General features: G+C 64.6%; 21 protein-coding genes and 1 tRNA gene. 16 read left to right on the forward strand and 6 right to left on the reverse strand.

What is annotated here, in order from left to right; all coding sequences use genetic code 11:
• The first annotated feature begins 5 nt into the window (after positions 1 to 5).
• Both msrP and msrQ read left to right on the forward strand, forming a co-directional pair.
• The gene (msrP, locus tag AC56LN_RS18990; RefSeq protein ID WP_499500499.1) at positions 6 to 983 is read left to right on the forward strand and encodes a protein-methionine-sulfoxide reductase catalytic subunit MsrP; all 978 of its coding nucleotides are present in this window, start codon (positions 6 to 8) and stop codon (positions 981 to 983) included.
• Positions 983 to 1,603, forward strand: a complete 621-nt coding sequence (gene msrQ, locus AC56LN_RS18995) for a protein-methionine-sulfoxide reductase heme-binding subunit MsrQ (protein WP_499574049.1) — start codon at positions 983 to 985, stop codon at positions 1,601 to 1,603. Before msrP ends, msrQ begins: the two co-directional genes overlap by 1 nt.
• Before the next feature lie 225 nt (positions 1,604 to 1,828).
• Here the strand turns inward: msrQ and lysA are convergent, their stop codons facing one another.
• Together lysA and lptM are read right to left on the reverse strand one after the other, a co-directional pair.
• The gene (gene lysA, locus AC56LN_RS19000) at positions 1,829 to 3,106 is read right to left on the reverse strand and encodes a diaminopimelate decarboxylase (protein ID WP_499574051.1); all 1,278 of its coding nucleotides are present in this window, start codon (positions 3,104 to 3,106) and stop codon (positions 1,829 to 1,831) included.
• Between the two features lie 29 nt (positions 3,107 to 3,135).
• Entirely contained in the window at positions 3,136 to 3,318 is a 183-nt protein-coding gene (gene lptM / locus AC56LN_RS19005) for an LPS translocon maturation chaperone LptM (RefSeq protein ID WP_499574052.1), read from the reverse strand.
• A gap of 40 nt (positions 3,319 to 3,358) precedes the next feature.
• Here lptM and cyaY point away from each other — a divergent pair, with 40 nt between their 5' ends.
• Positions 3,359 to 3,688 (forward strand): iron donor protein CyaY, encoded by a 330-nt coding sequence (cyaY, locus tag AC56LN_RS19010; protein WP_499574054.1) that lies wholly within the window; start codon positions 3,359 to 3,361, stop codon positions 3,686 to 3,688.
• A 62-nt stretch (positions 3,689 to 3,750) separates the two neighbouring features.
• Here cyaY and AC56LN_RS19015 read toward each other — a convergent pair whose 3' ends face one another.
• Positions 3,751 to 6,084 carry a penicillin-binding protein 1A gene (locus tag AC56LN_RS19015; RefSeq protein ID WP_499574057.1) on the reverse strand — a complete coding sequence of 778 codons (2,334 nt, stop codon included), beginning with the start codon at positions 6,082 to 6,084 and terminating at the stop codon, positions 3,751 to 3,753.
• A 362-nt stretch (positions 6,085 to 6,446) separates the two neighbouring features.
• Between AC56LN_RS19015 and AC56LN_RS19020 the strand changes: the two genes are divergently transcribed.
• The 8 genes from AC56LN_RS19020 (at position 6,447) to AC56LN_RS19055 (ending at position 16,307) form a co-directional block, all read left to right on the forward strand.
• Positions 6,447 to 7,469, forward strand: coding sequence for a pilus assembly protein PilM (locus tag AC56LN_RS19020; protein WP_499574059.1), 1,023 nt, complete (start codon positions 6,447 to 6,449; stop codon positions 7,467 to 7,469).
• Positions 7,469 to 8,086 carry a PilN domain-containing protein gene (locus AC56LN_RS19025; RefSeq protein WP_499574061.1) on the forward strand — a complete coding sequence of 206 codons (618 nt, stop codon included), beginning with the start codon at positions 7,469 to 7,471 and terminating at the stop codon, positions 8,084 to 8,086. Before AC56LN_RS19020 ends, AC56LN_RS19025 begins: the two co-directional genes overlap by 1 nt.
• Positions 8,083 to 8,772, forward strand: coding sequence for a type IV pilus inner membrane component PilO (locus tag AC56LN_RS19030; RefSeq protein WP_499574065.1), 690 nt, complete (start codon positions 8,083 to 8,085; stop codon positions 8,770 to 8,772). The genes AC56LN_RS19025 and AC56LN_RS19030 overlap by 4 nt, the downstream gene beginning before the upstream one ends.
• Before the next feature lie 14 nt (positions 8,773 to 8,786).
• A complete protein-coding gene (locus AC56LN_RS19035) occupies positions 8,787 to 9,314 on the forward strand; it encodes a pilus assembly protein PilP (protein ID WP_499574067.1) in 528 nt (175 codons plus the stop codon).
• Positions 9,311 to 11,512, forward strand: a complete 2,202-nt coding sequence (locus tag AC56LN_RS19040) for a type IV pilus secretin PilQ (RefSeq protein WP_499574069.1) — start codon at positions 9,311 to 9,313, stop codon at positions 11,510 to 11,512. Before AC56LN_RS19035 ends, AC56LN_RS19040 begins: the two co-directional genes overlap by 4 nt.
• Before the next feature lie 40 nt (positions 11,513 to 11,552).
• A complete protein-coding gene (locus tag AC56LN_RS19045; protein WP_499574071.1) occupies positions 11,553 to 13,445 on the forward strand; it encodes an Ig-like domain-containing protein in 1,893 nt (630 codons plus the stop codon).
• 106 nt (positions 13,446 to 13,551) lie between these two features.
• Positions 13,552 to 15,162 carry a bifunctional shikimate kinase/3-dehydroquinate synthase AroKB gene (gene aroKB / locus AC56LN_RS19050; RefSeq protein ID WP_499574399.1) on the forward strand — a complete coding sequence of 537 codons (1,611 nt, stop codon included), beginning with the start codon at positions 13,552 to 13,554 and terminating at the stop codon, positions 15,160 to 15,162.
• A gap of 8 nt (positions 15,163 to 15,170) precedes the next feature.
• A complete protein-coding gene (locus AC56LN_RS19055; protein ID WP_499574073.1) occupies positions 15,171 to 16,307 on the forward strand; it encodes a deoxyguanosinetriphosphate triphosphohydrolase in 1,137 nt (378 codons plus the stop codon).
• Between the two features lie 89 nt (positions 16,308 to 16,396).
• On the opposite strand, the gene mutY is transcribed toward AC56LN_RS19055, so the two are convergent.
• From mutY to mutM, 3 genes are read right to left on the reverse strand one after another with little or no spacing between them, the layout of a single operon-like run.
• Entirely contained in the window at positions 16,397 to 17,512 is a 1,116-nt protein-coding gene (gene mutY, locus AC56LN_RS19060) for an A/G-specific adenine glycosylase (protein WP_499574075.1), read from the reverse strand.
• Complete coding sequence (locus AC56LN_RS19065) at positions 17,509 to 19,461, reverse strand: dynamin family protein (RefSeq protein WP_499574076.1); 1,953 nt, start codon at positions 19,459 to 19,461, stop codon at positions 17,509 to 17,511. The genes mutY and AC56LN_RS19065 overlap by 4 nt, the downstream gene beginning before the upstream one ends.
• 21 nt (positions 19,462 to 19,482) lie before the next feature.
• A complete protein-coding gene (gene mutM, locus AC56LN_RS19070; RefSeq protein ID WP_499574078.1) occupies positions 19,483 to 20,316 on the reverse strand; it encodes a bifunctional DNA-formamidopyrimidine glycosylase/DNA-(apurinic or apyrimidinic site) lyase in 834 nt (277 codons plus the stop codon).
• A gap of 159 nt (positions 20,317 to 20,475) precedes the next feature.
• Here mutM and AC56LN_RS19075 point away from each other — a divergent pair, with 159 nt between their 5' ends.
• The 5 genes from AC56LN_RS19075 (at position 20,476) to AC56LN_RS19095 (ending at position 25,042) form a co-directional block, all read left to right on the forward strand.
• The gene (locus tag AC56LN_RS19075; RefSeq protein ID WP_499574080.1) at positions 20,476 to 22,218 is read left to right on the forward strand and encodes a tetratricopeptide repeat protein; all 1,743 of its coding nucleotides are present in this window, start codon (positions 20,476 to 20,478) and stop codon (positions 22,216 to 22,218) included.
• A gap of 61 nt (positions 22,219 to 22,279) precedes the next feature.
• Positions 22,280 to 22,882, forward strand: coding sequence for a lipoprotein insertase outer membrane protein LolB (gene lolB, locus AC56LN_RS19080; RefSeq protein WP_499574082.1), 603 nt, complete (start codon positions 22,280 to 22,282; stop codon positions 22,880 to 22,882).
• 5 nt (positions 22,883 to 22,887) lie between these two features.
• A complete protein-coding gene (gene ispE / locus AC56LN_RS19085) occupies positions 22,888 to 23,787 on the forward strand; it encodes a 4-(cytidine 5'-diphospho)-2-C-methyl-D-erythritol kinase (protein WP_482897048.1) in 900 nt (299 codons plus the stop codon).
• An 82-nt stretch (positions 23,788 to 23,869) separates the two neighbouring features.
• A tRNA-Gln gene (locus AC56LN_RS19090) sits at positions 23,870 to 23,946 on the forward strand.
• Positions 23,947 to 24,091: 145 nt separating this feature from the next.
• Positions 24,092 to 25,042, forward strand: coding sequence for a ribose-phosphate pyrophosphokinase (locus tag AC56LN_RS19095; protein ID WP_183554159.1), 951 nt, complete (start codon positions 24,092 to 24,094; stop codon positions 25,040 to 25,042).
• The last annotated feature ends 52 nt before the right edge of the window (positions 25,043 to 25,094 follow it).

The following is a 25,094-nucleotide window of genomic DNA, read 5'->3' on the forward strand; positions in this document are numbered from 1 at the left end:
CAGCCATGCTCTTCAAACGCAATCCCAACGGACTCGATCTTCCGTACCCTTCCGAAATCACGCCGCAGGAAATCTATACCGGGCGGCGTGAATTCATCACCCGGATGGCCGCCACGGCCGCTGTCGGCAGCGGCGTCTGGGAGATGGCCAACCGCGAAGCCTTCGCCCAGACCGCCGGCCAGAAGCTCGCGGCGCGCGCCAATGTGGCGCTGTCGACCGACGAAAAGCAGACCCCGTTCAAGGACGCTGCCGGCTACAACAACTTCTATGAGTTTGGCCTCGACAAGGGCGATCCGGCCGAGAACGCGCACACGCTGCGCACGCGCCCGTGGACCGTGCGCATCGAGGGCGAGGTCAAGAAACCCCTCACGCTCGACATCGACAGCCTGCTGAAACTCGCGCCGCTCGAAGAGCGCGTGTACCGCCTGCGCTGCGTCGAAGGCTGGTCGATGGTCATTCCGTGGGTCGGCTATTCGCTGTCGAACCTGCTCAAGCAGGTGGAGCCGACCGGCAATGCCAAGTTCGTCGAATTCACGACGCTGGCCGACCCCAAGCAGATGCCGGGCCTGCGCAGTGGCGTGCTGGATTGGCCATACGTCGAGGGCTTGCGCATCGACGAAGCCATGCACCCGCTGACGATGCTCACGATGGGCATGTACGGCCAGGTGCTGCCGAACCAGAACGGCGCGCCGGTGCGCCTCGTCGTGCCGTGGAAGTACGGCTTCAAATCGGCCAAGTCGCTGGTGCGCATCCGCCTGCTCTCACGCCAGCCGAAGACCGCCTGGAATGACATGGCACCGCGCGAATACGGCTTCTTCTCGAACGTGAATCCAAACGTGGACCACCCGCGCTGGTCGCAGGCCAGTGAGCGCCGCATCGGTGAATCCGGCCTGTTTGCACCAAAGCGCAAGACCCTGATGTTCAATGGCTACGACCAGGTGTCGTCGCTGTATACCGGCCTAGATCTGAAGCGTTATTTCTGATGGCAGGGATGAATACCAAACAGGTCGGATGGGTCAAGGCGCTGGTGTTCGTGCTGGCGTTGATTCCCTTCGCGCGCCTGGTCTGGGGCACCGCCAGTGGCAGCTTCTCGGACCCGCTGGCGGCGATCACCAAGGGCAGCGGCGAATGGGCGCTGTACTTCCTGTGCATCACGCTGGCGGTAACGCCGCTGCGGCGCCTGACGGGCTGGAACTGGCTCGTCAAGCTGCGCCGCATGATCGGCCTGTTCATGTTTTTCTACGCGCTGGTGCACTTCACGGCATTCCTGTGGTTCGACCACTTCTTCGACGTGCCCGCCATGCTGGCCGACGTCATCAAACGACCGTTCATCCTGGTCGGCTTCATCGCCTTCGTGCTGCTCATTCCGCTGGCAGCAACCTCGACCAACGCAATGATCAAGCGCCTGGGCGGCAAGCGCTGGCAATGGCTGCACCGCCTGATCTACGTGATCGCGCCGCTATCGATCCTGCACTTCTGGTGGATGAAAGAAGGCAAGAACGACTTCGCCAGACCGATCATCTTCGGCTCAATCATTGCGCTGCTGCTCGGATTGCGGGTGTTCTGGCACTTCAGACGCAAACAGCAGCCCGTGCGCGCCTGAGCACAAGTGAAAAGCCGGGGTCAGGTCTGACATTCGGACACGGCCTCGACAGTCTTTTAGTTGGAACTAGCTGGCATGGCGCGATGCTACTACTGGCAGGAAAGATTGGAACTGGCTAAAGCTGAGGTCGTGTCCGAATGTCAGACCTGACCCCGGCTTTGGGAAAGATTGGAACTGGCTAAAGCTGAGGTCGTGTCTGAATGTCAGACCTGACCCCGGCTTTATTTATTTGATGAGCGTTTCGAGCGCGAAGGTTTCGCTTGGGGTTTCGCGGCGGCGTACCAGGTGGATGGTGTCGCCGTCGACGATGACTTCGGCTGCGCGGCCGCGGGTGTTGTAGTTCGACGCCATCGTCATGCCGTAGGCGCCGGCCGTCATCATGGCCAGGAGGTCGCCCTGTTCCAACGCCAGCTCGCGCTCGCGCGCCAGCCAGTCGCCGGATTCGCAGATCGGCCCTACGACGTCCCACATCAGCGCTTCGCTTTCGCGCGGCGTCACTGCCTGCAGGCCCATCCAGGCCTGGTACAGCGTCGGGCGCATCATGTCGTTCATTGCGGCGTCGACGATGCAGAAGTTCTTCTCGGCGCCAGGTTTGAGGTACTCCACGCGGGTCAGCAGCACGCCGGCTTCGGCGACGATCGAGCGGCCTGGCTCGAAGATCACCTTGAGCGGCTGGCCGTCGTACTTCGCTGCGCGCCAGGCGTCGATGCGCGCGAACAGGCGGGCGAGGTAGTCGCCCACCGGCACTGGTGGCGCGTCGCCGGCCACGCCATAGTCGACGCCGATGCCGCCGCCGATGTCCAGGTGGTGCAGGTGGATGCCTTCGGCGTGCAGCGTGTCGATCAGGTCGATCAGCTTGTCGAGCGCCTCGAGCAGCGGCGCGTCGTCCAGCAGCTGCGAGCCGATATGGCAGTCGATGCCGACCACGTCCAGGTGTGGCAGCGCAGCGGCCGCGCGGTAGGTGTCGAGCGCTTCGTCGAAGGCGACGCCGAATTTATTGGCTTTCAGGCCGGTGGCGATGTACGGGTGGGTCTTGGCGTCCACGTTCGGATTCACGCGCAGCGAGACCGGTGCGCGCATGCCGAGTTTGCCCGCCACGGCGTTCAGGCGGTGCAGTTCGGGGATCGATTCCACGTTGAAGCACAGGATGCCTTTTTCCAGCGCCAGCGCCATCTCGGCCTCGGTCTTGCCCACGCCCGAGAAAATGGTCTTGCCCGGGTCGCCGCCGGCAGCGATCACGCGCAGCAGTTCACCGCCCGAGACGATGTCGAAGCCCGCGCCCTGACGTGCCAGCAGGTCGAGCACGGCAAGGTTCGAGTTGGCCTTCATTGCGTAGCAGACCAGCGCGTCGCGGCCGGCGCAGGCGTCCTGGTAGGCGTTGAAGTTCTCGAGCAGCGTGGCCTTGGAATAGACATAGGTCGGCGTGCCGAATTCGTCGGCGATGGCGGACAGGGAAGCGCCTTCGGCGTGCAGCACGCCGTCCTGGTACAAGAAATGGGGCATAAGGTAAAAGCGAAGGTGGAAGCGGACGGTTAGCGGTACGGCGCCGGGGTGGACGCGTTGTTCGACGGGACGGGCTGGGCTGGCTGGTCGATGACGACCGGCACGGGCCTGGCGGGTGGGTTGGGCATGTACAGCGGGCCGGTCTGGCCGCAGCCGGCAAGGGCCGAGACGATCAGCGCAGCGCCGAAAGGAAGCGCGAGGGAGGACTTCACGATTAGAATCAGGGTTTGATTAGCAGATTTGGAGTGTAGCATGACCGAAACCGAATTTTTGGACCTGGCCGACCTGACCCTGAAACGGATCGAAACCGCCTTCGACCGCCTGAACGATGAAGACGTCGTCGACGTCGAGTGCAAGCGCAGCGGCAACGTGCTCGAAATCGAGTTCATCGACAACGGCACCAAGATCATCATCAACAGCCAGGCGCCGTTGCAAGAGATGTGGCTGGCCGCGCGCTCGGGTGGCTACCACTACAAGCGCGTGGGCGACGAATGGCGCAACACGCGCGACGACAGCGAGTTCTTCGCGGCGCTCGGGCGCTATGCGAGCGAGCAGGGCGGGGCACCGGTCTCGCTGGTGTAATGCAGTCTCGCAATACGACAAAGGCGGCCATTGGCCGCCTTTGTCGTTTCATGCCCGCGTGATCAGAACAACTCGTTCCGCACCGCGTCGCGTTCCTGCTGCTGTTGCGCCGGCGGCGGCTGGCCGACGTCGAGCGCTTCGACGCCGCTGCCCGGCGGCGTCTCGGCGTAGTAGTACTCGGACCCGTACTGCACCAGGCCCGCCGGCACTTCGCGTTCGACCATCGGCTGGTCTTTCAGCGCCTTCTGCATGTAGCCGATCCAGATCGGCAGGGCCAGGCCGCCACCGGTTTCGCGCGCGCCCAGGTTGCGCGGCTTGTCGTAGCCCATCCACGCAATGCCGACCAGCTTTGGCTGGTAGCCGGCGAACCAGGCGTCGATCGAGTCGTTGGTGGTGCCGGTCTTGCCGGCCAGGTCGGTGCGCTTCAGGGCCATCGCCTTGACCGCGGTGCCGTGACGCACGACGTCCTTGAGCATGCTGTCCATCAGGAAGGCATTGCGCGCATCGATCACGCGATTCGCTTCATCGCCCGCGCGCGCCGGCCGCGCTTCGGAGAGCACCTTGCCGTCGCTGTCGGTGACCTTCGAGATCAGGTACGGGCTGACCCGGTAGCCGCCGTTGGCGAACACGGCGTAGGCGCCGGCCATCTGGAGCGGGTTGGTCGCGCCTGCACCCAGGGCCAGCGTCAGGTAGGCCGGATTACGCTCCGGATCAAAGCCGAAGCGGGCCGCGTATTCCTGGCCGTAGCGCGCACCGATCTTGTTCAGGATGCGGATCGAGATCATGTTCTTCGACTGCATCAGACCGCGCCGCATCGTCATCGGGCCGTCGTACTTGCTGTCGTAGTTCTTCGGTTCCCACGCCTGGCCGCCCGTCTGGCCGGCATCGAAACTGATCGGCGCGTCGTTGATGATGGTGGCCGGCGACAGGCCGCGCTCGAGCGAAGCCGAATAGATGAACGGCTTGAACGACGAACCGGGCTGGCGCCAGGCTTGCGTGACGTGGTTGAACTTGTTGCGGTTGAAGTCGAAGCCGCCCACCAGTGCGCGGATCGCGCCGTCTTCGGTATTGGCCGAAACAAAGGCTGATTCCACTTCGGGCATCTGCGTAATGAGCCATTTCGATTCGTCATCCTGCATCACGCGGATCACGGCGCCGCGGCGCACGCGCCGGTTCGGCGCGGCCTTGTCCGACAGCCACGCTTTCGCGAACGCCAGCCCCGAACCCGACAGCGTGATCGTCTCGCCCGATGCAATCGTTGCCTGGACCTGCGTGCTCGAGGCCTGCAGCACGATGGCGGCGATGATGTTGTCGCTGTCCGGATGCTCGGCCAGCTCGGCCTCGATCGCTTCGTCGGTGGCGGCCTTGCCAGATGGGAGGTCGATGAACGATTCCGGGCCGCGGTAGGGGCGGCGGCGTTCGTAATCCATCACGCCACGGCGCAGCGCCAGGTAAGCCGCGTCCTGGTCAGCCTTGGTGATGGTGGTAAACACGTTCAGGCCGCGCGTGTAGGTGTCTTCCTTGAATTGCTCGTACACCAGCTGGCGCGCCATTTCGGCCACGTATTCGGCGTGCACGCCGAACGCGGCGCTGTCGGTCTTGATCTTCAGTGGCTCGACCTTGGCCTGGGCAAACTGGGCGTCGCTGATATAACCCAGCTCGTGCATGCGCACCAGGATGTACTGCTGGCGCGTCTTCGCACGGGTCGGATTGACCACGGGGTTGTAGGCCGACGGGGCTTTCGGCAGGCCGGCCAGCATGGCCGCTTCGGCCACGGTGATGTCGCGCAGGTCCTTGCCGAAGTAGATCTGGGCCGCCGACTGGAAGCCGAAGGCGCGCTGGCCCAGGTAGATCTGGTTCATGTACAGCTCGAGAATCTGGTCCTTGGACAGGTTCTTTTCGATCTTCCAGGCCAGCATCGCTTCATACGCCTTGCGCTTGAAGGTCTGTTCCGACGACAGGAAGAAGTTGCGCGCCACCTGCTGGGTGATGGTCGAGGCGCCCTGGCGCGCGCCGCCGGTGGCGTTGCGGAAGGCTGCGCGCATGATGCCCAGGTAATCGATGCCGCTGTGTTCATAGAAGCGGTCGTCTTCGATCGACAGGACGGCCTTTTTCATGACATCGGGGATGTCCTTGAAGTGGACCAGCGTGCGGCGCTCTTCGCCGAATTCGCCGATCAGGACGTTATCGGCCGTGAAGATCCGCAGTGGCATCTTGGGCCGGTAATCGGTAATCGTGTCCAGCGCCGGCAGGTTCGGGTACGCCATGGCCAGGGCGAACACGAGTACAAGCACGCCGATCGCACCCAGACCGAACAGGCTGGCGAAGGCGATCAGGATCAGGCGCTTGGGGCTGAACTTCGAGGAGGAAGAAGGTGCTGCCTGTTTCTCTTTCATGCTGACTTTCGCTTTGTTGATCCGCCTCATTATAAGACAGCAGTTTGGCACCCGATACTGGCCCGAGCTTAATCGAACCACAGAGCAATATTTAGCTGGCAACGAATCGGCAAAGTGTGGTGTGCATGCCCCGCATTCTGATGTTCCCGAGTAGAAATATCTTGTCCGGCATCATCCTTTATTGCTACGATCCGAGACGGTGCTTTCACGTAAGTATCGGATTTTTATAAGAAATTAACAGGTGTTTGGTTAACGACAACGACCCTTGCAAGGGCGTCCACAGCCAGATTCTGCCCCAATCGGTGTCAAGGAGTGTTTTGGTGATCAATCTGGGTTCCTTGTTTGGAAAGTCGAGTCCGCCAATGATCGGCCTCGATATCAGCACGTCCGGCGTCCGCCTGGTCGAGCTGGCCGACGCCGGCAAGGGACTCGTGCGCCTCGAGCGCTACGCGACCGAATCGCTGCCGCGCGGCGCCGTCGTCGATGGCAATATCGAAAACATGGACCAGGTTGCCGACGCCGTGCGCCGGGTCTGGAAAAAGAGCGGCACGCGCGCCAAGCAGGTTGCGCTGGGCATGCCGCCGGCCGCCGTGATCACCAAGAAAATCATCCTGCCGGCCGGTTTGTCGGAAGACCAGCTCGAAGTGCAGGTCGAATCCGAGGCCAGCCAGTACATCCCGTTCGCGCTCGATGAAGTCAGCCTGGATTTCGACGTGATCGGCCCGGCGCCCAATTCGCCGGACGACATGGAAGTGATGCTGGCCGCCGCGCGCCGCGAAAAAGTCGAGGACCGGATCGCCATCGCTGAAGGGGCCGGCCTGCTGGCCACCGTGATGGACATCGAATCGTACGCCGCGCGCAGTGCGCTGGAAAACGCCGCTGGCCTGATGCGCGACCAGATCGTGGCGCTGTTCCAGATCGGCGCCCAGGCCACCCACGTGTCGGTGCTGTTCAATGGCGAAGCCGTCTACGAGCGTGAGCAGCCGTTCGGCGGCAACACGCTCACGCAGGACATCGTGCGCGCCTACGGCATGGCGTTCGAGGAAGCCGAAACGCGCAAGAAGGCGGGCGACCTGCCGGAAAACTACCGCGCCGACCTGCTCGCGCCATTTCTCGAAAACGCCGCGCTGGAAGTCACGCGCGCAATCCAGTTCTTCTACACGTCGACGCCGTACACGCGGATCGACCGCATCTACCTGGCCGGCGGCTGCGCGCTGCTGCCGGGGATCATGGAAATCGTGAGCGGCCGCACCCGCATCGCCACCAGCCTGGCGTCGCCCTTTGACAATATGGCGTTCGGCCCCGGCGTGCGGGAACACCAGCTGCGCCAGGAAGCGCCGGCCTACCTGGTCGCATGCGGCCTGGCGTTGCGGAGGTTCGGCTGATGATCCGCATTAACCTGTTGCCTCACCGCGAGGCAAAACGCAAGCAGAAGCAATCGGCCTTCGTGGCGCTGATGGCGCTGGGCGGCCTGGTTGGCGCCGGCATCGTGCTGCTGGTGGGCGGCTATAACGCCAGCCAGATTTCGGTCCAGAACGAGCGCAATGAAGTGCTCAAGCAGGCCAGCGCCGATCTCGACAAGAAAATCGGCGAGATCACGACCCTCAAGGAAGAAATCGCTGCACTGCAGGCACGCCAGCAGGCAGTGGAAGATCTGCAGGGCGACCGCAACCAGCCGGTCTACCTGCTCGACGAACTGGTGCGCCAGACGCCCGACGGCGTGCACCTCAAGACCGTCAAGCAGGATGGCCAGCGCGTGATCCTGACCGGCACCGCCCAGTCGCAGGAACGGGTCGCCGAGCTGCTGCGCAATCTGTCGAGCCAGTCGGCGTGGCTGGAAAAGCCCGACCTGACCGAAGTGCGCGCCGCGACCGTCACCCAGAGCAAGAGCGCGCGCAAGGTCGTCGAATTCACGCTGGCCGTGTCGATCAAGCGCGCCCGCAACAGCGATGCGCCTGAAGACGGCGCCGCAGCCAAGCCTGGCGCGCGGGAGAAATCATGAACATCGATATCAAGGCGCTGTTCGCCCAGCTCGCGGCGCAATTCGAAGACCTGCAGGGCCGCCAGCCGGGCCAGTGGCCGCTGGCGCCGCGCCTGTTGTGCGCGGCCGGCGTGGTGGCGCTGGTGGTCGGCCTGGGTTACTACTTCTACTGGAGCGACCAGTTCGCCGAGCAGGAAACGCTCGCGCAGGAAGAAGTGCGGCTGCGCGGCGAGTACGAAACCAAGATGGCGCAGGCGATCAACCTGGAAGCACTGAAGGCGCAGAAGGCGCAGGTCGACCAGTACGTGGTGCGCCTGGAGAAGCAGTTGCCGAGCAAGTCGGAAATGGCCGCACTGCTGTCGGACATCAACCAGGCCGGCGTGGGCCGCGGCCTGCAGTTCGAGCTGTTCAAGCCGGGCCAGGAAGTGGTGCGCGACTACTACGCCGAGCTGCCGATCAGCATCAAGGTGAGCGGGCAGTACCACGACATGGGCGCGTTCGCCGCCGACATGGCGAACCTGCCACGGATCGTCACGCTCAACAACCTGTCGCTGGTGAGCGTCAAGGACGGCAACCTCGAGATGGAGGCGATCGCCAAGACCTTCCGCTATCTCGACCAGGAAGAACTGATCGCCCAGCGCGCGGCGCGCGCGGCCGAGAAAAAAGCCAACAAAGGCAAAGGCAAGGGTAAAGGCAAAGGCAAGTGATGATACGAGCTCACGTGATTGCGCTGCTCGCCGCGGCAGCCTTGCTGGCCGGTTGCGGCGATGGCGGCGTCGGCGAAACCCGCGCCTGGATGAAACAGGTCGAGGGCCGCACTGTCTCGAAGGTCAAGCCGCTGCCGGAACCGAAGACGTTCCAGCCGCACGCCTACCTGCCGGGTGGCGCGCTCGACCCGTTCAACCAGACCAAGCTGCTGGGCGAACTGGCGCGCATGGCGCAGGCGAGCCCCAATGCCAACCAGCCTGACCTGACCCGGCCGAAAGAGCCGCTCGAGCACTTCCCGCTCGACACGATGCGGATGGTCGGCACGATGCAAAAAGGCGGCGTGAGCTACGCGCTGGTGCAGGTCGAGCGCGCGCTGTACCGCGTCCGGCCAGGGCAGCGCATGGGACAGAACTATGGCCGCGTCACCCGTGTGAGTGACGAGGCAATCGAAATCAGGGAATCGGTGCAGGACGCCACCGGCGATTGGGTGGAACGACTAGCCAACATCGAGCTGCAGCACAACCAGGAGAGCAGTAAATGACCCCCAATGTCCAGATTCGCTTCGCCATGCCGGCCTGGCTGGCGCGCGCTGCCACCGCACTCGTGCTGTTGACGTGCGCCGGCACCGTCCTGGCCCAGGGAAATGCGATCGAATCGATCACGGCCAACCAGCAGGGCAGCAACGTGGTCATCAACGTGACCATGCGCGATGTGCCAACCCGTGCGCCGATCGGTTTTGCGATCACCAACCCGGCGCGTATCGCGCTCGACTTCGGCGCCACCGCGAACGCCACCGGCAAGAACATGCAGGAGCTGAACCTGGGCGACGTGCGCAGCCTGAACCTGGTGCAGGCCGGCGAGCGCACCCGCATGGTGGTCAACCTGGCGCGCGCGCTGAACTACGCGACCGCCATCGACGGCAAATCGATCATCGTCACCGTCGAAGGCACGGGCGGCGTGGCGCGTGCGGTCAACGCCAGCGGCCTGCCGGTCGCCGCGCCGGTCGCACCGGCGGCGTCGGCGCGGCCGCAATTGCGCGACCTCGACTTCAAGCGCGGGGCCAATGGCGCCGGGCGCGTCGTGGTCGACCTGCCGAACAACCAGGTCGCCGTCGATGTGCGCCAGACCGGCACCGGCGTGACGGTCGACTTCATCGGCGCGCGCCTGCCCGAATCGCTGCGCCGCCGCCTGGACGTGACCGATTTCGGCACGCCGGTCACGCGCGTGGCCACGAGCGCCCAGGGCGACAACGTGCGCATGACGATCGAGGCGCAGGGCACCTGGGAGCAGTCGGTGTTCCAGAGCGATTCGCAACTGGTGGTCGAAGTGCGCCCGGTCGTGGAAGACCCGAACCGCAACAGCCCCGGCTCGAGCAACAACCCGCAGGGCTACCGCGGCGAAAAACTCTCGTTCGATTTCCAGAACGTCGAGGTGCGCGCCGCACTGCAGGCCGTGGCCGACATCTCGGGCCTGAACATCATCGCCAGCGATTCGGTGGCGGGCTTCCTGACGCTGCGCCTGAAGGACGTGCCATGGGACCAGGCGCTGGACGTGATCCTGACCGCCAAGGGCCTGGACATGCGCAAGAACGGCACCGTGCTGTGGATCGCGCCGAAGGAAGAACTGCTGACCAAGGAAAAGCTCGAACTCGAGCAGCGTGCGCAGATCGCCGAACTCGAGCCGCTGCGCTCCGAGATCTTCCAGCTCAATTACCAGAAAGCCGAATCGTTCCGCAACGTGTTCGGCCTGGACCAGGGCGGCGCCAGTACTGGCGCTGCCGGCGACGCGGGCCGCAACCGCGTGCTGTCCCGGCGCGGCAGCGCGATCATCGATCCGCGCACCAACCAGCTGTTCGTGACCGATATCGCGTCGAAGATCGAAGACATCCGCAAGCTGATCCAGAAAACCGACGTCGCCTCAAAGCAGGTCCTGATCGAAGCGCGCCTGGTGGAAGCCAATGACGGCTTCTCGCGCAACCTCGGCGCCAAGCTGGGCTTTGCCGACATGCGCACGATGCGCGGTGGCGATTCGGGCTGGCAGGTCAATGGCAACGAACGCATCGCCATCGGCGGCAACCTGGTTGGTGTGGGCCAGACCACCGGCCAGGTGGCCAACAGCGCCGACAGCTTCAACAACACGACGATGGTCAATCTGCCGGCGGCCGGCATCGGCGGCATTCCCGCCTCGTCGCTGGCGTTCTCGCTGTTCTCGTCGGCGGCCAACCGCTTCCTGAACCTGGAACTGTCGGCGCTGGAAGCGGACGGCAAGGGCAAGATCATCTCGAGCCCGCGCGTGGTCACCGAAGACAAGCAGGTCGCGCTGATCGAGCAGGGTGTCGAACTGCCTTACGAAAACGCCACCAGCAGCGGCGCCACCTCGATCGAATTCAAGAAGGCCAACCTGCGCCTGGAAGTCACACCGCAGATCACGCCCGACGGCAACGTGGTGCTGGAGGTGGACGTGAGCAAGGATTCGAAGGGCGAAGACACCCGCGCGGGCTTTGCCATCAATACCCAGCACGTCAAGACCAAGGTGATGGTCGAAAACGGCGGCACCGTGGTGCTGGGCGGGATCTACCAGCAGACCGAGCGCACCAACGAGAGCAAGGTACCGTTCCTGGGCGACGTGCCGCTGCTGGGTTACCTGTTCAAGACCACCGCACGCGAAAGCAGCAAGACCGAGCTGCTGGTCTTCATCACCCCGAAAATCGTGAACGACAACGTGGCAGGCGCACGCTGATTCTTGTTTCATCAACGACCGATAACAACAACGAACTGAAATGACAAACCAGAAAATCACCTATGGCAGCCTGGCGCTGCTCCTGGCTGCAACCCTCAGTGCATGCGGCGGCGGCGGCGGCAGCCCGGGCACCACCGGGGGCACTGGCAGCGGCAGCGGCAGCACGCCGACCGTGCCAGCCACACCGGCCACGCCCACCGTCGGCGTGAGCTTCGCGGGCGGCAATTCGCTCAGCGGCGCGACGCCGCTGACGGTGCGCGCGCTGGTACTCGATGCGAGCAAGAAGCCGGTACCCAATGCGCTGGTTACATTCACCACCGATGCGGCGCTGGGTGTATTCACCCCGGGCGCGGGCACCGCACTGACCGATGCCACCGGCACTGCCAGCATCACCCTGCGTGCGGCCAGCCTGGCTGCCGGCGGGGCTGGCAAGGTCAGCGCCACCACGAGCATGGCCGGCGCCACCATCACGGGCGAGGCGAACTATTCGGTCAACGCGACGTCGCTGACGTTCAGCGAACTCACGCTCACGCCGGCTGGCATCAATGCCTATGAATCGACGATGGTATCGGTCGGCTTGCTGGCCAATGGTGTCAAGTACACCGGTCAGCAGGTCAATGTCAGTTTCAGCTCGGCCTGTGTGACAGCCGGCAAGGCCACACTGGCCGCGACCGTGGTCACCAATGACGGCACTGCCAAGGCAGTCTATCGCGACCAGGGCTGTGGCAATAATGACGTCATCACCGCCACGGCTGATGGTGTTGCCACGGCCGCCAGCCGCCTGCTCGAGATCGCTGCGCCAAGCGCCGCGTCGGTGCAGTTCGTCGAAGCGGTTCCGACTGACAAATCGATCGTGATCCGGGGCCAGGGCGGCAACAATCGCACCGAGACGGCAACGCTGCGCTTCCGGGTATTCGATACGTTCAACAAGCCTCTGGCAGGCAAGGAGGTCGAATTCAGCATTCTGCCGGCCGGTGTCGTCAATCTGAACAAAAAAACCGACATCACCGACCAGAACGGCGAAGTCATTACCACCGTCAATTCGCTCGCCACGCCAACTTCCTTCCGGGTGCAGGCTTTGCTGCCAAAAACGGCAACGGCTACCCGTCCGGATATCCTCACCACGTCGGATTCGATTGTGGTCACCACCGGCTTGCCGGTGCAGCGCGCCTTCACGCTGGGCGTCTCTCGCGGGAATGTGGATGGATGGGACTTTAACAGCGGCACCACCACCGCGGCGGCCACGGTGACCGTGTTGCTGGCCGATAGCTTCGGGAATCCGGTTGCAGACGGCACGCCGATCGTCTTCCAGACCAATCTGGGCGCCATCGGCACATCGAGTTCGGGTGGCTGTACTACCGTCAATGGCGGCTGCTCGGTGCCGTTCCGCACCCAGAATCCCCGCGTGGCAACGCCAGGTACCCCGGCCACGCCATGCAATACCGGCACCGGTTCCAGCCCTGACACGACCCGGGCCGGCGTGGCCACGATTTGTGCCAGCACGACCGACGGCGCCAACACCCAGTTCGCCAAGACCACGATCACGTTCAGCGATGAAACCCTGGCACGTGCCTACGTCAATGGCAGCGCGACGCCATCGAATGGCGACCTGGGCAGCGCAAGTGCCAATGATCCGGTAGTGTTCCTGCTCCAGCTGACCGACCTGAACGGCAATCCGCTGCCGGCCGATTCGACCGTGGCAATCACGGGCCTGACCAATGCCGCCGTGGTGGAAATCAGCCCGGCCAAGGTGCCGAGCATCTTTGCCGACGCTGGCACCGGGCCGCAGGGCTCGTTGCACCGGGTCACGCTCAATGCCACCAGTGCCAAGCCATGTACCGCAGGAAGCCGGGCCACGTTCAACGTGACCGCCACCACCCCGCGCGGCGACGTCAGCTCGCTGCCGTTCACGCTGAACTTCACCTGCCCGTAAAATTGGCGGAATGAGAGGCGGCCAGTCTATACTGGCCGTCTTTTTCATCTCAACGGGTCTGGTTGTGCCACATCCCAAGAACAACAATATCTTCCTTGTTGGCCTGATGGGGGCAGGGAAGACCACGATCGGTCGATTGCTTGCCCGCAAGCTCAATCGCCGCTTCGTCGACGCCGATCATGAGATCGAAGCGCGCACCGGCGCCACCATTCCTTGGATCTTCGAGATCGAGGGCGAAGCCTGCTTTCGCCGGCGCGAAGCCGATGTGATCCGCGACCTCTCGGCGCAGCATGGCCTGGTGCTGGCCACGGGCGGGGGCGCCGTGCTCGATCCGAAGAGCCGCGCACTGCTGGCCGAACGCGGCACCGTGATCTACCTGCGCGCGTCGATCGGCAGCATCCTGCAGCGCACCGCGCACGACAAGAACCGCCCGCTGCTGCAGACCGCCGACCCGCGCGGCAAACTCGAGCAGCTATGGACCGAACGCGATCCGCTGTACCGCGAGATCGCCGACCTCGTGATCGACACCGGCAGGCCTAACGTACAATCGATGGTTCAAACCATATTGGACCAGCTGGCCGCGCAGGAAAACGCCCGCGCGCGCAAGCATGCAAGGACTGCAATGAACGAACAGGCACACATCACCCTCAACGTCGAACTTGGCGACCGCAGCTACCCGATCGAGATCGGCGCCGGCCTGCTGGACGACGCCGCGCTGCTGGCGCGCCACATCGGCGGCCACAAGGTCGCGATTGTCACCAACACCACGGTGGCCCCGCTGTACCTCGCCAAGGTCGCGGGCCACCTGCGCGCGGCGGGCCGCGACGTGCTCGAAATCGTTCTGCCGGACGGCGAAGAACACAAGAACTGGCAGTCGCTGAACCTCGTCTACGATGCGCTGCTGCAGAACAAATGCGACCGCAAGACCACGCTGGTGGCGCTGGGGGGCGGCGTGATCGGCGACCTGACCGGCTTTGCTGCATCGAGCTACATGCGCGGCGTGCCGTTCGTGCAGATCCCGACCACGCTGCTGGCGCAGGTCGATTCGTCGGTGGGCGGCAAGACCGGCATCAACCACCCGCTGGGCAAGAACATGATCGGCGCGTTCTACCAGCCGCGCGCCGTGATCGCCGACACCGCCACCCTCGACACGCTGCCGGCGCGCGAGCTGTCGGCGGGCCTGGCCGAAGTCATCAAGCATGGCGCGATCCTCGACGCCGATTTCTTCGACTGGATCGAAGCCAATATCGAGCCGCTGATCGCGCGTGACCGCCACGCCATCGGCTACGCGATCGCCCGTTCGTGCGAAATCAAATCGGACGTCGTGCGCAAGGACGAGCGCGAAGGCGGCCTGCGCGCGGTGCTGAACTTCGGCCATACCTTCGGCCACGCGATCGAAAACGGGCTTGGCTACGGCGCCTGGCTGCACGGCGAAGCGGTCGGCTGCGGCATGGTGATGGCGGCCGATATGTCGGCGCGCCTGGGCCTGATCGAGCCAGCCGCCGTGGAGCGCGTGCGCGCGCTGGTACGCGCCGCCGGCCTGCCGGCCGTGGCGCCGGATCTCGGCGAAGCACGCTGGATCGAGCTGATGGAAGTCGACAAGAAGAACGAGGGCGGCGAAATCCGCTTTATCCTGCTCAAGCCGCTGGGCAGCCCGTCGATCACGACCGCGCCACTGGACGTGCTGCGCTCGACGCTCGCGGCCTGCAGCGGATGAGCAGCCTGATGCTTGATTTCGATGCCGGCCTGGCCCCGTACGCGGCCCGCTCGGCCCAGTCGCGCGGGCGCACGCATGCCGAGCCGGGGCCCGGTTCGCGCAGCGAGTACCAGCGCGACCGCGACCGCATCATCCACTCGACCGCGTTTCGCCGCCTCGAATACAAGACGCAGGTCTTCATCAACCACGAAGGCGACCTGTTTCGCACGCGCCTGACGCACAGCATCGAAGTGGCCCAGATCGGCCGCACGCTGGCGCGCAGCCTGCGCCTGAACGAAGACCTGGTCGAAGCGACGGCGCTGGCGCACGATCTTGGCCATACGCCGTTCGGCCATGTGGGCCAGGATGTGCTCAACGAGTGCATGCAGGACTTCGGCGGCTTCGAGCACAATCTGCAAAGCCTGCGCGTGGTCGACCATCTCGAAGAACACTATGGCGCCTTCGATGGCCTGAACCTGACGTTCGAGACGCGCGAAGGCATCCTCAAGCACTGCTCGCTGAACAACGCGCGCCAGCTGGGTGACCTGGGCCAGCGCTTCATCGAGCGCAGCCAGCCCAGCCTGGAGGCGCAGCTGACCAACCTGGCCGACGAGATCGCGTACAACAACCACGATATCGACGACGGCCTGCGTTCGGGCCTGCTCACGATGGCGCAGATGGAGGAAGTCGAGCTGTTCGCGCGCCTGCATCGCGAGGTCGAGGCGCGCTATCCGGGCCTGCCGGGCCGGCGCGCGCTGTACGAGACGATCCGCCTGATGATCACGGCGATGACGGCCGACCTGGTCGAAACATCAGCGCGCCTGATCGCCGAGGCGGCGCCGGCGACCATCGACGACGTGCGCGCCGCGCCGCCGCTGATCCGTTTCTCGGACGCGATGCGCGCCGAGACCGTGGCGCTGAAACGCTTTTTGTATGCGAACCTGTACCGCCACTTCCAGGTCAACCGCATGCGCGTGAAAGCCAGCCGCATCGTGCGCGAGTTGTTCGAGGCGTTCCTGGCGGATCCCGTGCTGCTGCCGGGCGACTATCAGGTGCAGGGCGACCCGCACAAGCAGGCGCGCAAGATCGCCGATTACATCGCGGGCATGACCGATCGCTACGCGATCCGCGAGCACCGGCGCATTTTCTCGCTCGATCACTTCTAGGGCTGCGCGTTCTCGCTTTTGTATATCACGGAACGAGGGTGGTTTGAACGCGTGGGCGGCACAGCCGCCCACCCTACGACCAACGGGTCTTATTGGCTGAACAGGCTTGGCTGCGACAGATCCAGCAACAACTTCTTGACCGGCGCCGGCAACGGCGCATCGCCAATCGCATCGAGCTTCCACCACAGGTGCCCGGCGCCATGCTCGCCACGCGTGGCCAGCGTCACCGCGAACGGCGCGATGTGCAGCTTGTAGTGCGTGAACCCGTGCATCAACGGCGTGAGCGCGCGCACTTCGTCAATCGTGCCGAACGCGCTGCTGGCCGCGGCGATGTCTGCCGTGCAGACAGGATCGGCATCGCCATCCATCGCCACATGACCGCCCACTTCCGGCAGCGACAAGAGGCCGCCCCAGATGCCCGTTTGCGGGCGCTGTTCGAGCAGCACTTCGCCGCGGTCGATCAGCACCAGCATCGCGGTGCGTTTTTCCGGTGTTGTCTTCTTGGGCTTGCGCACCGGCAGTTCGGCCGTGCGGCCCGTGGCGAAGGCCACGCAGCGGGTTTGCAGCGGGCAGCGGCCGCAGTCGGGGCGCGAGCGCGTGCACAGCGTGGCGCCCAGGTCCATCAGGCCCTGCGTGTACGACTCGATGCCGCCATCTTCCGGCAGCAACGCTTCGGCGCGGCGCCACAGTGCATCCTCGACCGGCTTGATGCCGGGATAGGCGTCGATCCCGAACACGCGCGCGAAGACACGCTTGACGTTGCCGTCCATGATCGCGGCGCGCACGCCGCCCGAGAAGGCGGCGATGGCGGCGGCAGTGGAGCGGCCGATGCCGGGCAGGTCGGCCAGCAGTGCCGGGTCGCTCGGGAACACACCGTCGTAATCTGCCACGACGCGCTTGGCGCAGGCGTGCAGGTTGCGCGCGCGGGTGTAGTAACCCAGGCCGCTCCAGTGGGCCATCACGTCCTCCGCCGGGGCTTCGGCCAGCGCGTGCACGGTCGGGAAGCGTTCCAGGAACCGCGCGTAGTAGCCCAGCACGGCAGCGACCTGGGTCTGCTGCAGCATGATTTCGGAGAGCCACACGCGGTAGGCGTCGGTGGTGTTTTGCCATGGCAGGGTGTGGCGGCCATGGCTGCGCTGCCAGTCGATCACGGCCCGGGAAAAGGTCGGATCGGCCAGCTGGTCAAACTCGGTCAGTCGCTTCATGCAGTCGTGTAGTGGGCGTCGGCGCTGCTGGCCGCCGCAGAGTTGGGTAGGGTGTCGGACAAGGTCGCGGTCACGCCGGCGGCCAGCGAACCAAGGCGCGTGCGCGTGACGTCGAGTTCGGCCTGGCCGCTTTCGAAGGCGCCGATTTTCTGTTCCAGGCTGTCGCTGGCTTCGTGGATGCGTTTCACCGTCGCCTGGCGCTGGCGCAGGTTGTCGCGATGCTGGCGGATCTGCGCTTCAAGCGGCGCGTTGGCCACTTTCAGCCACGCTTCGATATCGGCGTTCGCGGCGCGGTACACGCGGCGCACGCGTGAGGCGATCGAATCGAAGAAGCGCTCGAGCAGCGTGGCCCGGCTGTTCATCCACAAGGTGGCGGTGCCGAACTGGCGCGAGAAGAGTTCTTCGATGGCGTCGATCTCGTCGCGGTGGCGCGCCAGCGACAGGGTCGGCGGCAGGCCCAGGCTCATGCCATGCTCGGCGGCGAACTTGCGGTGCATCGCGTCCATCATCGACGTGATTTCCGCGAGCTTGGCGTCGGCGTCGGCCAGGCCGGCGCGGGCGCCGTCGAAGTAGTTGCGTACCGGCGCGCGCATGCCGGTGGCAAAGCGCACTGCGCTCATCGCCACGCGCACGGTGTCGGTCCGGTCCTGCAGCACGTCCATGCCCAGCAGCGTGTACAGCTCGGTCGACAGGCGCGTGAACACGGCGCGCGTGCCCTGCAGCTTGAACAGGCCAGCGTCGAATTCCTTCTTCTCGGCCTCGACACGGCGCACCATGTGCGCGATCACGCCCTGGTTCTTGCCGCGCAGGCTGCGCAGTTCCTGCAACTGCTCGACCAGCTCGCGCAGGCGCGTGGCCACCAGCATCTGCTGGCCGGCCACCAGCGCCTCGAGATCGGTGTGCAGCTGGCGCTCGACGATCGCGCGCCGCGCCGGAATCAGTTCATGAAACAGCGCCGCTTCGAGCGCGCCCAGGCGGCTGCGCTCGAACAGGGCCATGTCGCCGCCGATGCGCCCGACCAGCGCCTTGTGCGCCGACACCGGATACACCTGGCTGGCCGACAGGCCAAGCTGGCGCGCCACGTCGTGCTGCTGGCGCGCGATGTCGGCATCGACGGCTTCCGGCGACTTGAGCTCGTCCCACATGGCGTCGATCTTGTTGAGCACGGCCAGGCGCCCGGAACCGGCGCCGATATGCGTGCGCCAGACTTCGATGTCGCTCTTGGTCACGCCCGTCTCGGCGGCCAGCACGAACAGCACCGCGTGCGCGTTCGGGATCAAGTTCAGCGTCAGTTCCGGCTCGGTGCCGATGGCGTTCAGGCCCGGCGTGTCGAGAATCACCAGGCCCTGCTTGAGCAGCGGGTGCGGCAGGTTGATGATCGCGTGGCGCCAGCGCGGGATCTCGATCGTGCCGTCCGGGTCGAGGCTGGCCGCAAGGTCGGGATCGTCGGCGTCGTACAGGCCGTAGCGCTCCGCTTCGACCGTCGAGACGCGCCGGGTCTGGCTGACCTGGCGCAGCGTGTCGTGCATCGCCGCTGGCGAATCGAGATCGAGCGGGAACACGGTCCAGGCGGCAGGGTCGTCGCGGTAGTCGCCGGTGGACAGGTGGCCGGCGCGCGTGTCGATCGGCAGCAGGCGCAGGCAGGGCGGCAGGCTCGCATCCCACAGCAGTTCGGTCGGGCACATGGTGGTGCGGCCGGCGCTGGACGGCAGGATGCGCTGGCCGTAGTCGGCGAAGAACAGTGCGTTGATCAGCTCGGTTTTACCGCGCGAGAATTCGGCCACGAAGGCGACCGACAGGCGGTCGTCACGCAGGCGCCCCAGCGCGCGCGCCAGCAGCTGCTCGCCGGCCGCATCGATCAGCCCGGCGTCGCGCAGTGCGCTGCCGTAGCTGGTAAGGGAGGCGGCGACCCGGGCGCGCCAGGCGCCATACTGTTGTAAATCCTGCATCGTGTTTGCTCGTAGGGATGACTAGCGCTGGCACTGGGCGCAGTAGAACGTCGATCGTTGCCCTTGCTTGATCTGGCGTACCGGCACTGCGCATTGGCGGCAGGGCACGCCAGCACGATCATAGACGAAATATGTCTGCTGGAAATATCCAGACTGGCCATTTACAGCAATAAAGTCACGCAGCGTGCTGCCGCCCTGGACAATGGCAGCGGCCAGGATGACGCGGATCGCTTCGGCCAGCCGGTCGTAGCGCGCGCGGCTGATGCGCGAGGCCGCCGTTTTCGGGTTGATGCCCGCGCGGAACAGGCTTTCGCAGGCGTAGATATTGCCCACGCCAACGACGATGTCGCCGGCCAGCAGCACCTGCTTGATCGGGGCGCTGCGGCGGCGGGTTTCGCGAAACAGCAGGGCGCCGTCGAAACCGTCGTCCAGCGGCTCGACGCCCAGGCCGCGCAGCAGCACGTGTTCGGCCAGCGGGCCGTCCTCGTTGGCATGCCACAGCACGGCACCGAAGCGGCGCGGGTCATTCAGGCGCAGCACTTGCTTGCCCTCGGGGCCGTTCACGACCAGATCGAAGTGATCGTGCGTGCGTGGCTCGATGCCCGGGGGCAGCACGCGCAGGTGGCCCGACATGCCGAGGTGGATGATCAGGGTGCCGTGCTCAAAATTGATTAACAGGTATTTGCCGCGCCGGCCGATGTCCAGGATGCGGCGGCCTTCCAGCAACGCGGACAGGCCGGGCGGGAAGGGCCAGCGCAACCCTTCGCGGCGGCAAATGACGTGCTCGACGATGCGGCCTTCGAGATGGGGCGCGACGCCGCGCCGGGTAACTTCGACTTCTGGGAGTTCAGGCATGCCTAAGGGGATTCGTGTAGAGTCAGTTGACAGCGCAGCACATGCGCGGCAGGTCTGCGCATGAGCGTAGAATCAAACTCACTTTGGACTTCTGGACTTGCTTTGAAAAACGCTTTCGCCATTGTAACCCTCTCCGGTCTGTTGACTGCATGTGCTGTCGTGCCGCAACAGCACTCCGTCGCCGCCGATGTCCAGGCCGCGTCCACACCCGCCGCCGAGCCCTTGCTCGATGACGAAGCGCAGGCCGCCAAGCAAAAAGCCGAGGAAGAAGCCCGCCTGCCGAAGGTCGAAATGACCCCGGTCATGCTCGACCAGTTACTTAAGGCCGAATTTGCGTTTCGCAATGGCGACTGGCAAGGTCCGTACCTCACGGTGCTGAGCCTGGCCCAGCAGACGCGTGATCCGCGCCTGGCCCGGCGCGCTGCCGAGATGGCCGTCGCCGCCAAGCAGGCCGACGACACGCTCGCTGCGGTGCGCCTGTGGTACCGGCTCGATCCCGAATCCGACGAAGCAACCCAGTATTTCGTCGGCATGGTGGTCACGTCCGAAAAGATCGCCGAGCTCGAGCCCGTGTTCGAAGAGCGCCTGCGCGAAGCGCCGGCCGCCCGGCGCGGCATCCTGATGTTCCAGGTCCAGCAGTTGCTGGGCCGGGCCAAGGACAAGGACGCCGCGCTGGCCATGCTCGAGCGCCTGATCGAGCCCTACGACAAGATGATGGAAGCGCGCATCGTGCGTGCCCAGATCGCGCTGGTGCGCGGCGACAAGGCGCTGGCGCGCACGTACGCGCAGTCGGCGCTGGCCGCCAAGCCCGATGCCGAGATCGCCCTGTTGATGCTGGCGCAGGTCACCGACGACGAGGCGCAGGTGGTGGCCATGATGGAGAAATTCCTCAAGAGCTATCCGAAGGCGAACGATGTGCGCGCCGCCTATGCCCGCGTGCTGGTCAACCGCAAGGATTATCCGGCCGCGCGGCGCGAGTTCGAAGCGCTGCTCAAGGTACAGCCCGACAATGCCGCGACGCTGTATGCGCTGGGCATCCTGGCCACGCAGACGGAAGATGCCGCTGGCGCTGAAACCTATTTCACCCGCTTCGTGGACGTGCTCGGCCGCAATCCGAACGACGAACGTGACCCGTCACGCGCGCTCCTGATCCTGTCGCAGCTGGCCGAAGAACGGGGCGATCTGGCCGGCGCGCTGCTGTGGCTGAACAAGGTACCCGACAACACTGACGAGCAAACCCGCTTCAACGCGCAATTGCGCCGCGCGCATTTGACAGGCAAGGGCGGCGACCTGGCTGCTGCGCGTGCGCTGCTGGCCGAGGTCAAGCCCACCGAGCCGGCGCGCCAGGCCCAGTTGATGGCGGCCGATGCGCAATTGCTGCGCCAGGGCAACCAGCTGCCGGAAGCGTATGCGGTGATGGAGGCGGCGGCGCAGCGTTTCCCCAAAAATCCCGATCTGCTGTACGACTTCGCGCTGCTGGCCGAGAAGCTGGGCAAGGTCGATGTGATGGAGGCGCAGCTGCGCGAAGTGATGGCGCAGGCGCCCGACAATCACCATGCCTACAATGCGCTCGGCTACTCGCTGGCCGAACGCAATGTGCGCCTGCAGGAAGCTTACGGGCTGATCGCGAAGGCGCTCGAGATGGCACCGGACGATCCCTTCATCATGGACAGCATGGGGTGGATTCACTACCGCATGGGCAACTTGAACGAAGCCGAAAAGTTCCTGCGCCGCGCGTATGGCGTGCGCAAGGATGCTGAAATCGGCGTTCACCTGGGTGAAGTGCTGTGGCAAAAAGGCGATAAGTCCGCTGCCCAGGCACTATGGCGCGATGCCCGCGCCAAGGACCCGCAGAACGACGCCCTGCGCGAGACGCTGGCCCGCCTTGGCCTGTCCTTGTGAAATAATCCACCCTCGTTCAACTGTTTCGCTGCCCATGATGCTGCTTATCCGACGCCTTGCCATGCTCGCCCTTGCCGCCACGGTCCTGACCGGTTGCGCGACAAGCACCGCCAACCTGTCTACTGCCACGGTCGGCGCGTATCGCGAAACCATTGACCTGGCAGGGCGCCTGTCGGTGAACTATCAAAAGGATGGCCGGCCCGAATCGATCAGCGGCAGTTTCAACTGGGAGCAGCGCCCCGGCACGATCGACGTCACCCTGATGTCGCCGCTGGGCCAGACGGTCGCTGCGATCAATGTCACGCCGGGCTCGGCCACGCTCACGCAGGCCGGCCAGGAGCCGCGTACGGCGGCCGACATCGATAGCCTGACCCAGCAGACGCTCGGCTGGCCGCTGCCCGTGTCGGGCTTGCGCGACTGGCTGCAGGGCTATGCGGTCGATGCGCAGGGGCAGCGTTTCCGCGCTTCGCCGGCCAGCAACAGCGTGACGACAAAGGATGGCTGGCGTCTGCGCTTCATCGACTGGCAGTCAGCCGGGGCTGCTGATGCTGCGGCCGGTGCTGCCGCTGCTGCGCCTGTGCCGCGCCTGATCCAGGCCGAGCGCGCCGCGTCGGGCGACATCCAGGATCTGGCCATTCGCATCGTCGTCAATCCGGCGGCCTGACCCTCATGCACAAGCGTTCCCTGCACGATTGCCCGGCCCCGGCCAAGCTCAACCTGTTCCTGCACGTCATAGGTCGGCGCGCCGATGGCTACCACCTGCTGCAAAGCGTGTTCCAGCTGATCGACCGCGCCGACCGCCTGCACTTCGACCTGCGTGACGACGAGCGCATCGTGCGCACGACCGATGTGCCCGGCGTGCCGCACGACCAGGACCTGATCGTGCGCGCGCTGCGTCTGTTGCAGGCCGAGTACGCGCGTCGCCACGGACGCCTGCCGCCCGGCATCGATGTGGCAATCGACAAGATCCTGCCGATGGGTGGTGGGTTGGGGGGCGGCTCGTCCGATGCCGCCACGGCGCTGATGGCCGCGAACCACCTGTGGCAGGCCGGCCTGACGCGCGACGAATTGATGGCGCTGGGCTTGCCGCTGGGCGCCGATATCCCGTTCTTTTTGTTTGGCGAAACGGCGTTTGCAGAAGGGGTGGGGGAGACGTTGCAGGCCGTAGACGGCCCCGATTGCTGGTACGTCGTGCTCGAGCCCGGCGTCGCCGTGCCGACGCCTGCCATTTTTTCTGCGGCAGATTTGACAAGGGACGCAAAGCCGGTCAGAATAGCGGACTTTTCCAGCCACACCAATTCAGGCAGCATGGTGGGGTTTGGTAAAAATGATTTGCAGAACGTGGCGATGCGCCTGTTCCCGCCGGTAGCTGAAGCGGTTGAATGGTTGAGCAGCTACGGCGATGCCAGGATGACTGGCTCAGGGGCATGCGTGTTTTGCGCAGTCTCCAGCGAAGACGCTGCTGACCAAGTGTTGGCGCAGGTGCCGCAGAAGTATGCGGCATGGAAAGCGAAGTCGTTGAAGACACACCCTTTGAAAAAATCGCTCTTGCAAAACAATGAGTTGTAGAATAAAATTTTGCCTGTCGCGACGCTGAGCAGCACAGAAGATGTGCAGCACAATGTGGAGCGGCAAGTAGTAAAGGTCGTGTAGGGGAATCGCCAAGTTGGTTAAGGCACCGGATTTTGATTCCGGCATTCCAAGGTTCGAATCCTTGTTCCCCTGCCAAAGTTTTCTTGTTCTGTCGATGCCGACGCGTCCAGCAAGAGAATCGCGATGCGGTGCCAAGCACCACATCAGCACGTTAATCAGCCGGTATAGCCGGCTGATTGTTTTTCTACTGTATTAACGCTTCTTACCTTTTGGGACTCCCATGGCTTACGAAAACCTGATGGTTTTTACCGGCAATGCCAATCCGGCGCTAGCAGAAGGGGTCGCAAAAAGCCTCGGTATTCCACTCGGCAAGGCTGTCGTCTCGAAGTTTTCTGACGGCGAAGTCATGGTCGAAATCAATGAGAACGTGCGCGGCAAGGACGTCTTCGTCCTGCAGTCGACCTGCGCACCGACCAACGACAGCCTGATGGAAATCATCCTGATGGTCGACGCTCTCAAGCGCGCCTCGGCTGGCCGTATTACCGCGGCGATTCCTTACTTCGGTTATGCCCGTCAAGATCGTCGCCCGCGTTCGGCGCGCGTTGCGATCTCGGCCAAGGTCGTGGCAAACATGCTGGAAAAAGCCGGCGTCGAGCGCGTCCTGATCATGGACCTGCACGCTGACCAGATCCAGGGTTTCTTCGATATCCCGGTCGACAATATCTACGCATCGCCAATCCTGCTGAGCGATCTGCAGAAGCGCAACTACGACGACCTGCTGGTCGTCTCGCCGGACGTCGGCGGTGTGGTGCGCGCGCGCGCCCTGGCCAAGCGCCTGGGTTGCGACCTGGCGATCATCGACAAGCGTCGCCCGAAGGCGAACGTGTCCGAAGTGATGAACATCATCGGTGAAGTCGAAGGCCGCAACTGCGTGATCATGGATGACATGGTCGACACCGCAGGTACGCTGTGCAAGGCTGCCGAAGTGCTCAAGGAGCGCGGCGCCAAGAAGGTGGTTGCTTACTGTACGCACCCGGTGTTGTCCGGCCCGGCGATCGAACGCATCGCGAACTCGCCGCTGGACGAACTGGTCGTCACCGACACCATCCCGCTCAGCGCCGCCGGCGCCGCTTGCGGCAAGATCCGCCAGCTGACCTGCGCACCGCTGCTGGCTGAGACCTTCAAGCGGATCGTCAAGGGCGACTCGGTCATTTCGCTGTTCGTCGACTAAGCTTCATCGACGTTGTATTCCACGGCGCGCCTGGCTGATTAGCCGGCGCGCC

The sequence above is a fragment of the Telluria sp. ZT3P26 genome (genome assembly GCF_059686035.1).

Excerpts from the sequence above, each read along its gene's own strand:
- msrP (WP_499500499.1), top strand. The coding sequence starts at position 6 with ATGCTCTTCAAACGCAATCCCAACGGACTCGATCTTCCGTACCCTTCC.
- msrQ (WP_499574049.1), top strand. The coding sequence starts at position 983 with ATGGCAGGGATGAATACCAAACAGGTCGGATGGGTCAAGGCGCTGGTG.
- lysA (WP_499574051.1), bottom strand. The coding sequence starts at position 3,106 with ATGCCCCATTTCTTGTACCAGGACGGCGTGCTGCACGCCGAAGGCGCT.
- cyaY (WP_499574054.1), top strand. The coding sequence starts at position 3,359 with ATGACCGAAACCGAATTTTTGGACCTGGCCGACCTGACCCTGAAACGG.
- AC56LN_RS19015 (WP_499574057.1), bottom strand. The coding sequence starts at position 6,084 with ATGAAAGAGAAACAGGCAGCACCTTCTTCCTCCTCGAAGTTCAGCCCC.
- AC56LN_RS19020 (WP_499574059.1), top strand. The coding sequence starts at position 6,447 with ATGATCGGCCTCGATATCAGCACGTCCGGCGTCCGCCTGGTCGAGCTG.
- AC56LN_RS19025 (WP_499574061.1), top strand. The coding sequence starts at position 7,469 with ATGATCCGCATTAACCTGTTGCCTCACCGCGAGGCAAAACGCAAGCAG.
- AC56LN_RS19030 (WP_499574065.1), top strand. The coding sequence starts at position 8,083 with ATGAACATCGATATCAAGGCGCTGTTCGCCCAGCTCGCGGCGCAATTC.
- AC56LN_RS19040 (WP_499574069.1), top strand. The coding sequence starts at position 9,311 with ATGACCCCCAATGTCCAGATTCGCTTCGCCATGCCGGCCTGGCTGGCG.
- AC56LN_RS19045 (WP_499574071.1), top strand. The coding sequence starts at position 11,553 with ATGACAAACCAGAAAATCACCTATGGCAGCCTGGCGCTGCTCCTGGCT.
- aroKB (WP_499574399.1), top strand. The coding sequence starts at position 13,552 with ATGGGGGCAGGGAAGACCACGATCGGTCGATTGCTTGCCCGCAAGCTC.
- AC56LN_RS19055 (WP_499574073.1), top strand. The coding sequence starts at position 15,171 with ATGCTTGATTTCGATGCCGGCCTGGCCCCGTACGCGGCCCGCTCGGCC.
- mutY (WP_499574075.1), bottom strand. The coding sequence starts at position 17,512 with ATGAAGCGACTGACCGAGTTTGACCAGCTGGCCGATCCGACCTTTTCC.
- AC56LN_RS19065 (WP_499574076.1), bottom strand. The coding sequence starts at position 19,461 with ATGCAGGATTTACAACAGTATGGCGCCTGGCGCGCCCGGGTCGCCGCC.
- mutM (WP_499574078.1), bottom strand. The coding sequence starts at position 20,316 with ATGCCTGAACTCCCAGAAGTCGAAGTTACCCGGCGCGGCGTCGCGCCC.
- lolB (WP_499574082.1), top strand. The coding sequence starts at position 22,280 with ATGCTCGCCCTTGCCGCCACGGTCCTGACCGGTTGCGCGACAAGCACC.
- ispE (WP_482897048.1), top strand. The coding sequence starts at position 22,888 with ATGCACAAGCGTTCCCTGCACGATTGCCCGGCCCCGGCCAAGCTCAAC.
- AC56LN_RS19095 (WP_183554159.1), top strand. The coding sequence starts at position 24,092 with ATGGCTTACGAAAACCTGATGGTTTTTACCGGCAATGCCAATCCGGCG.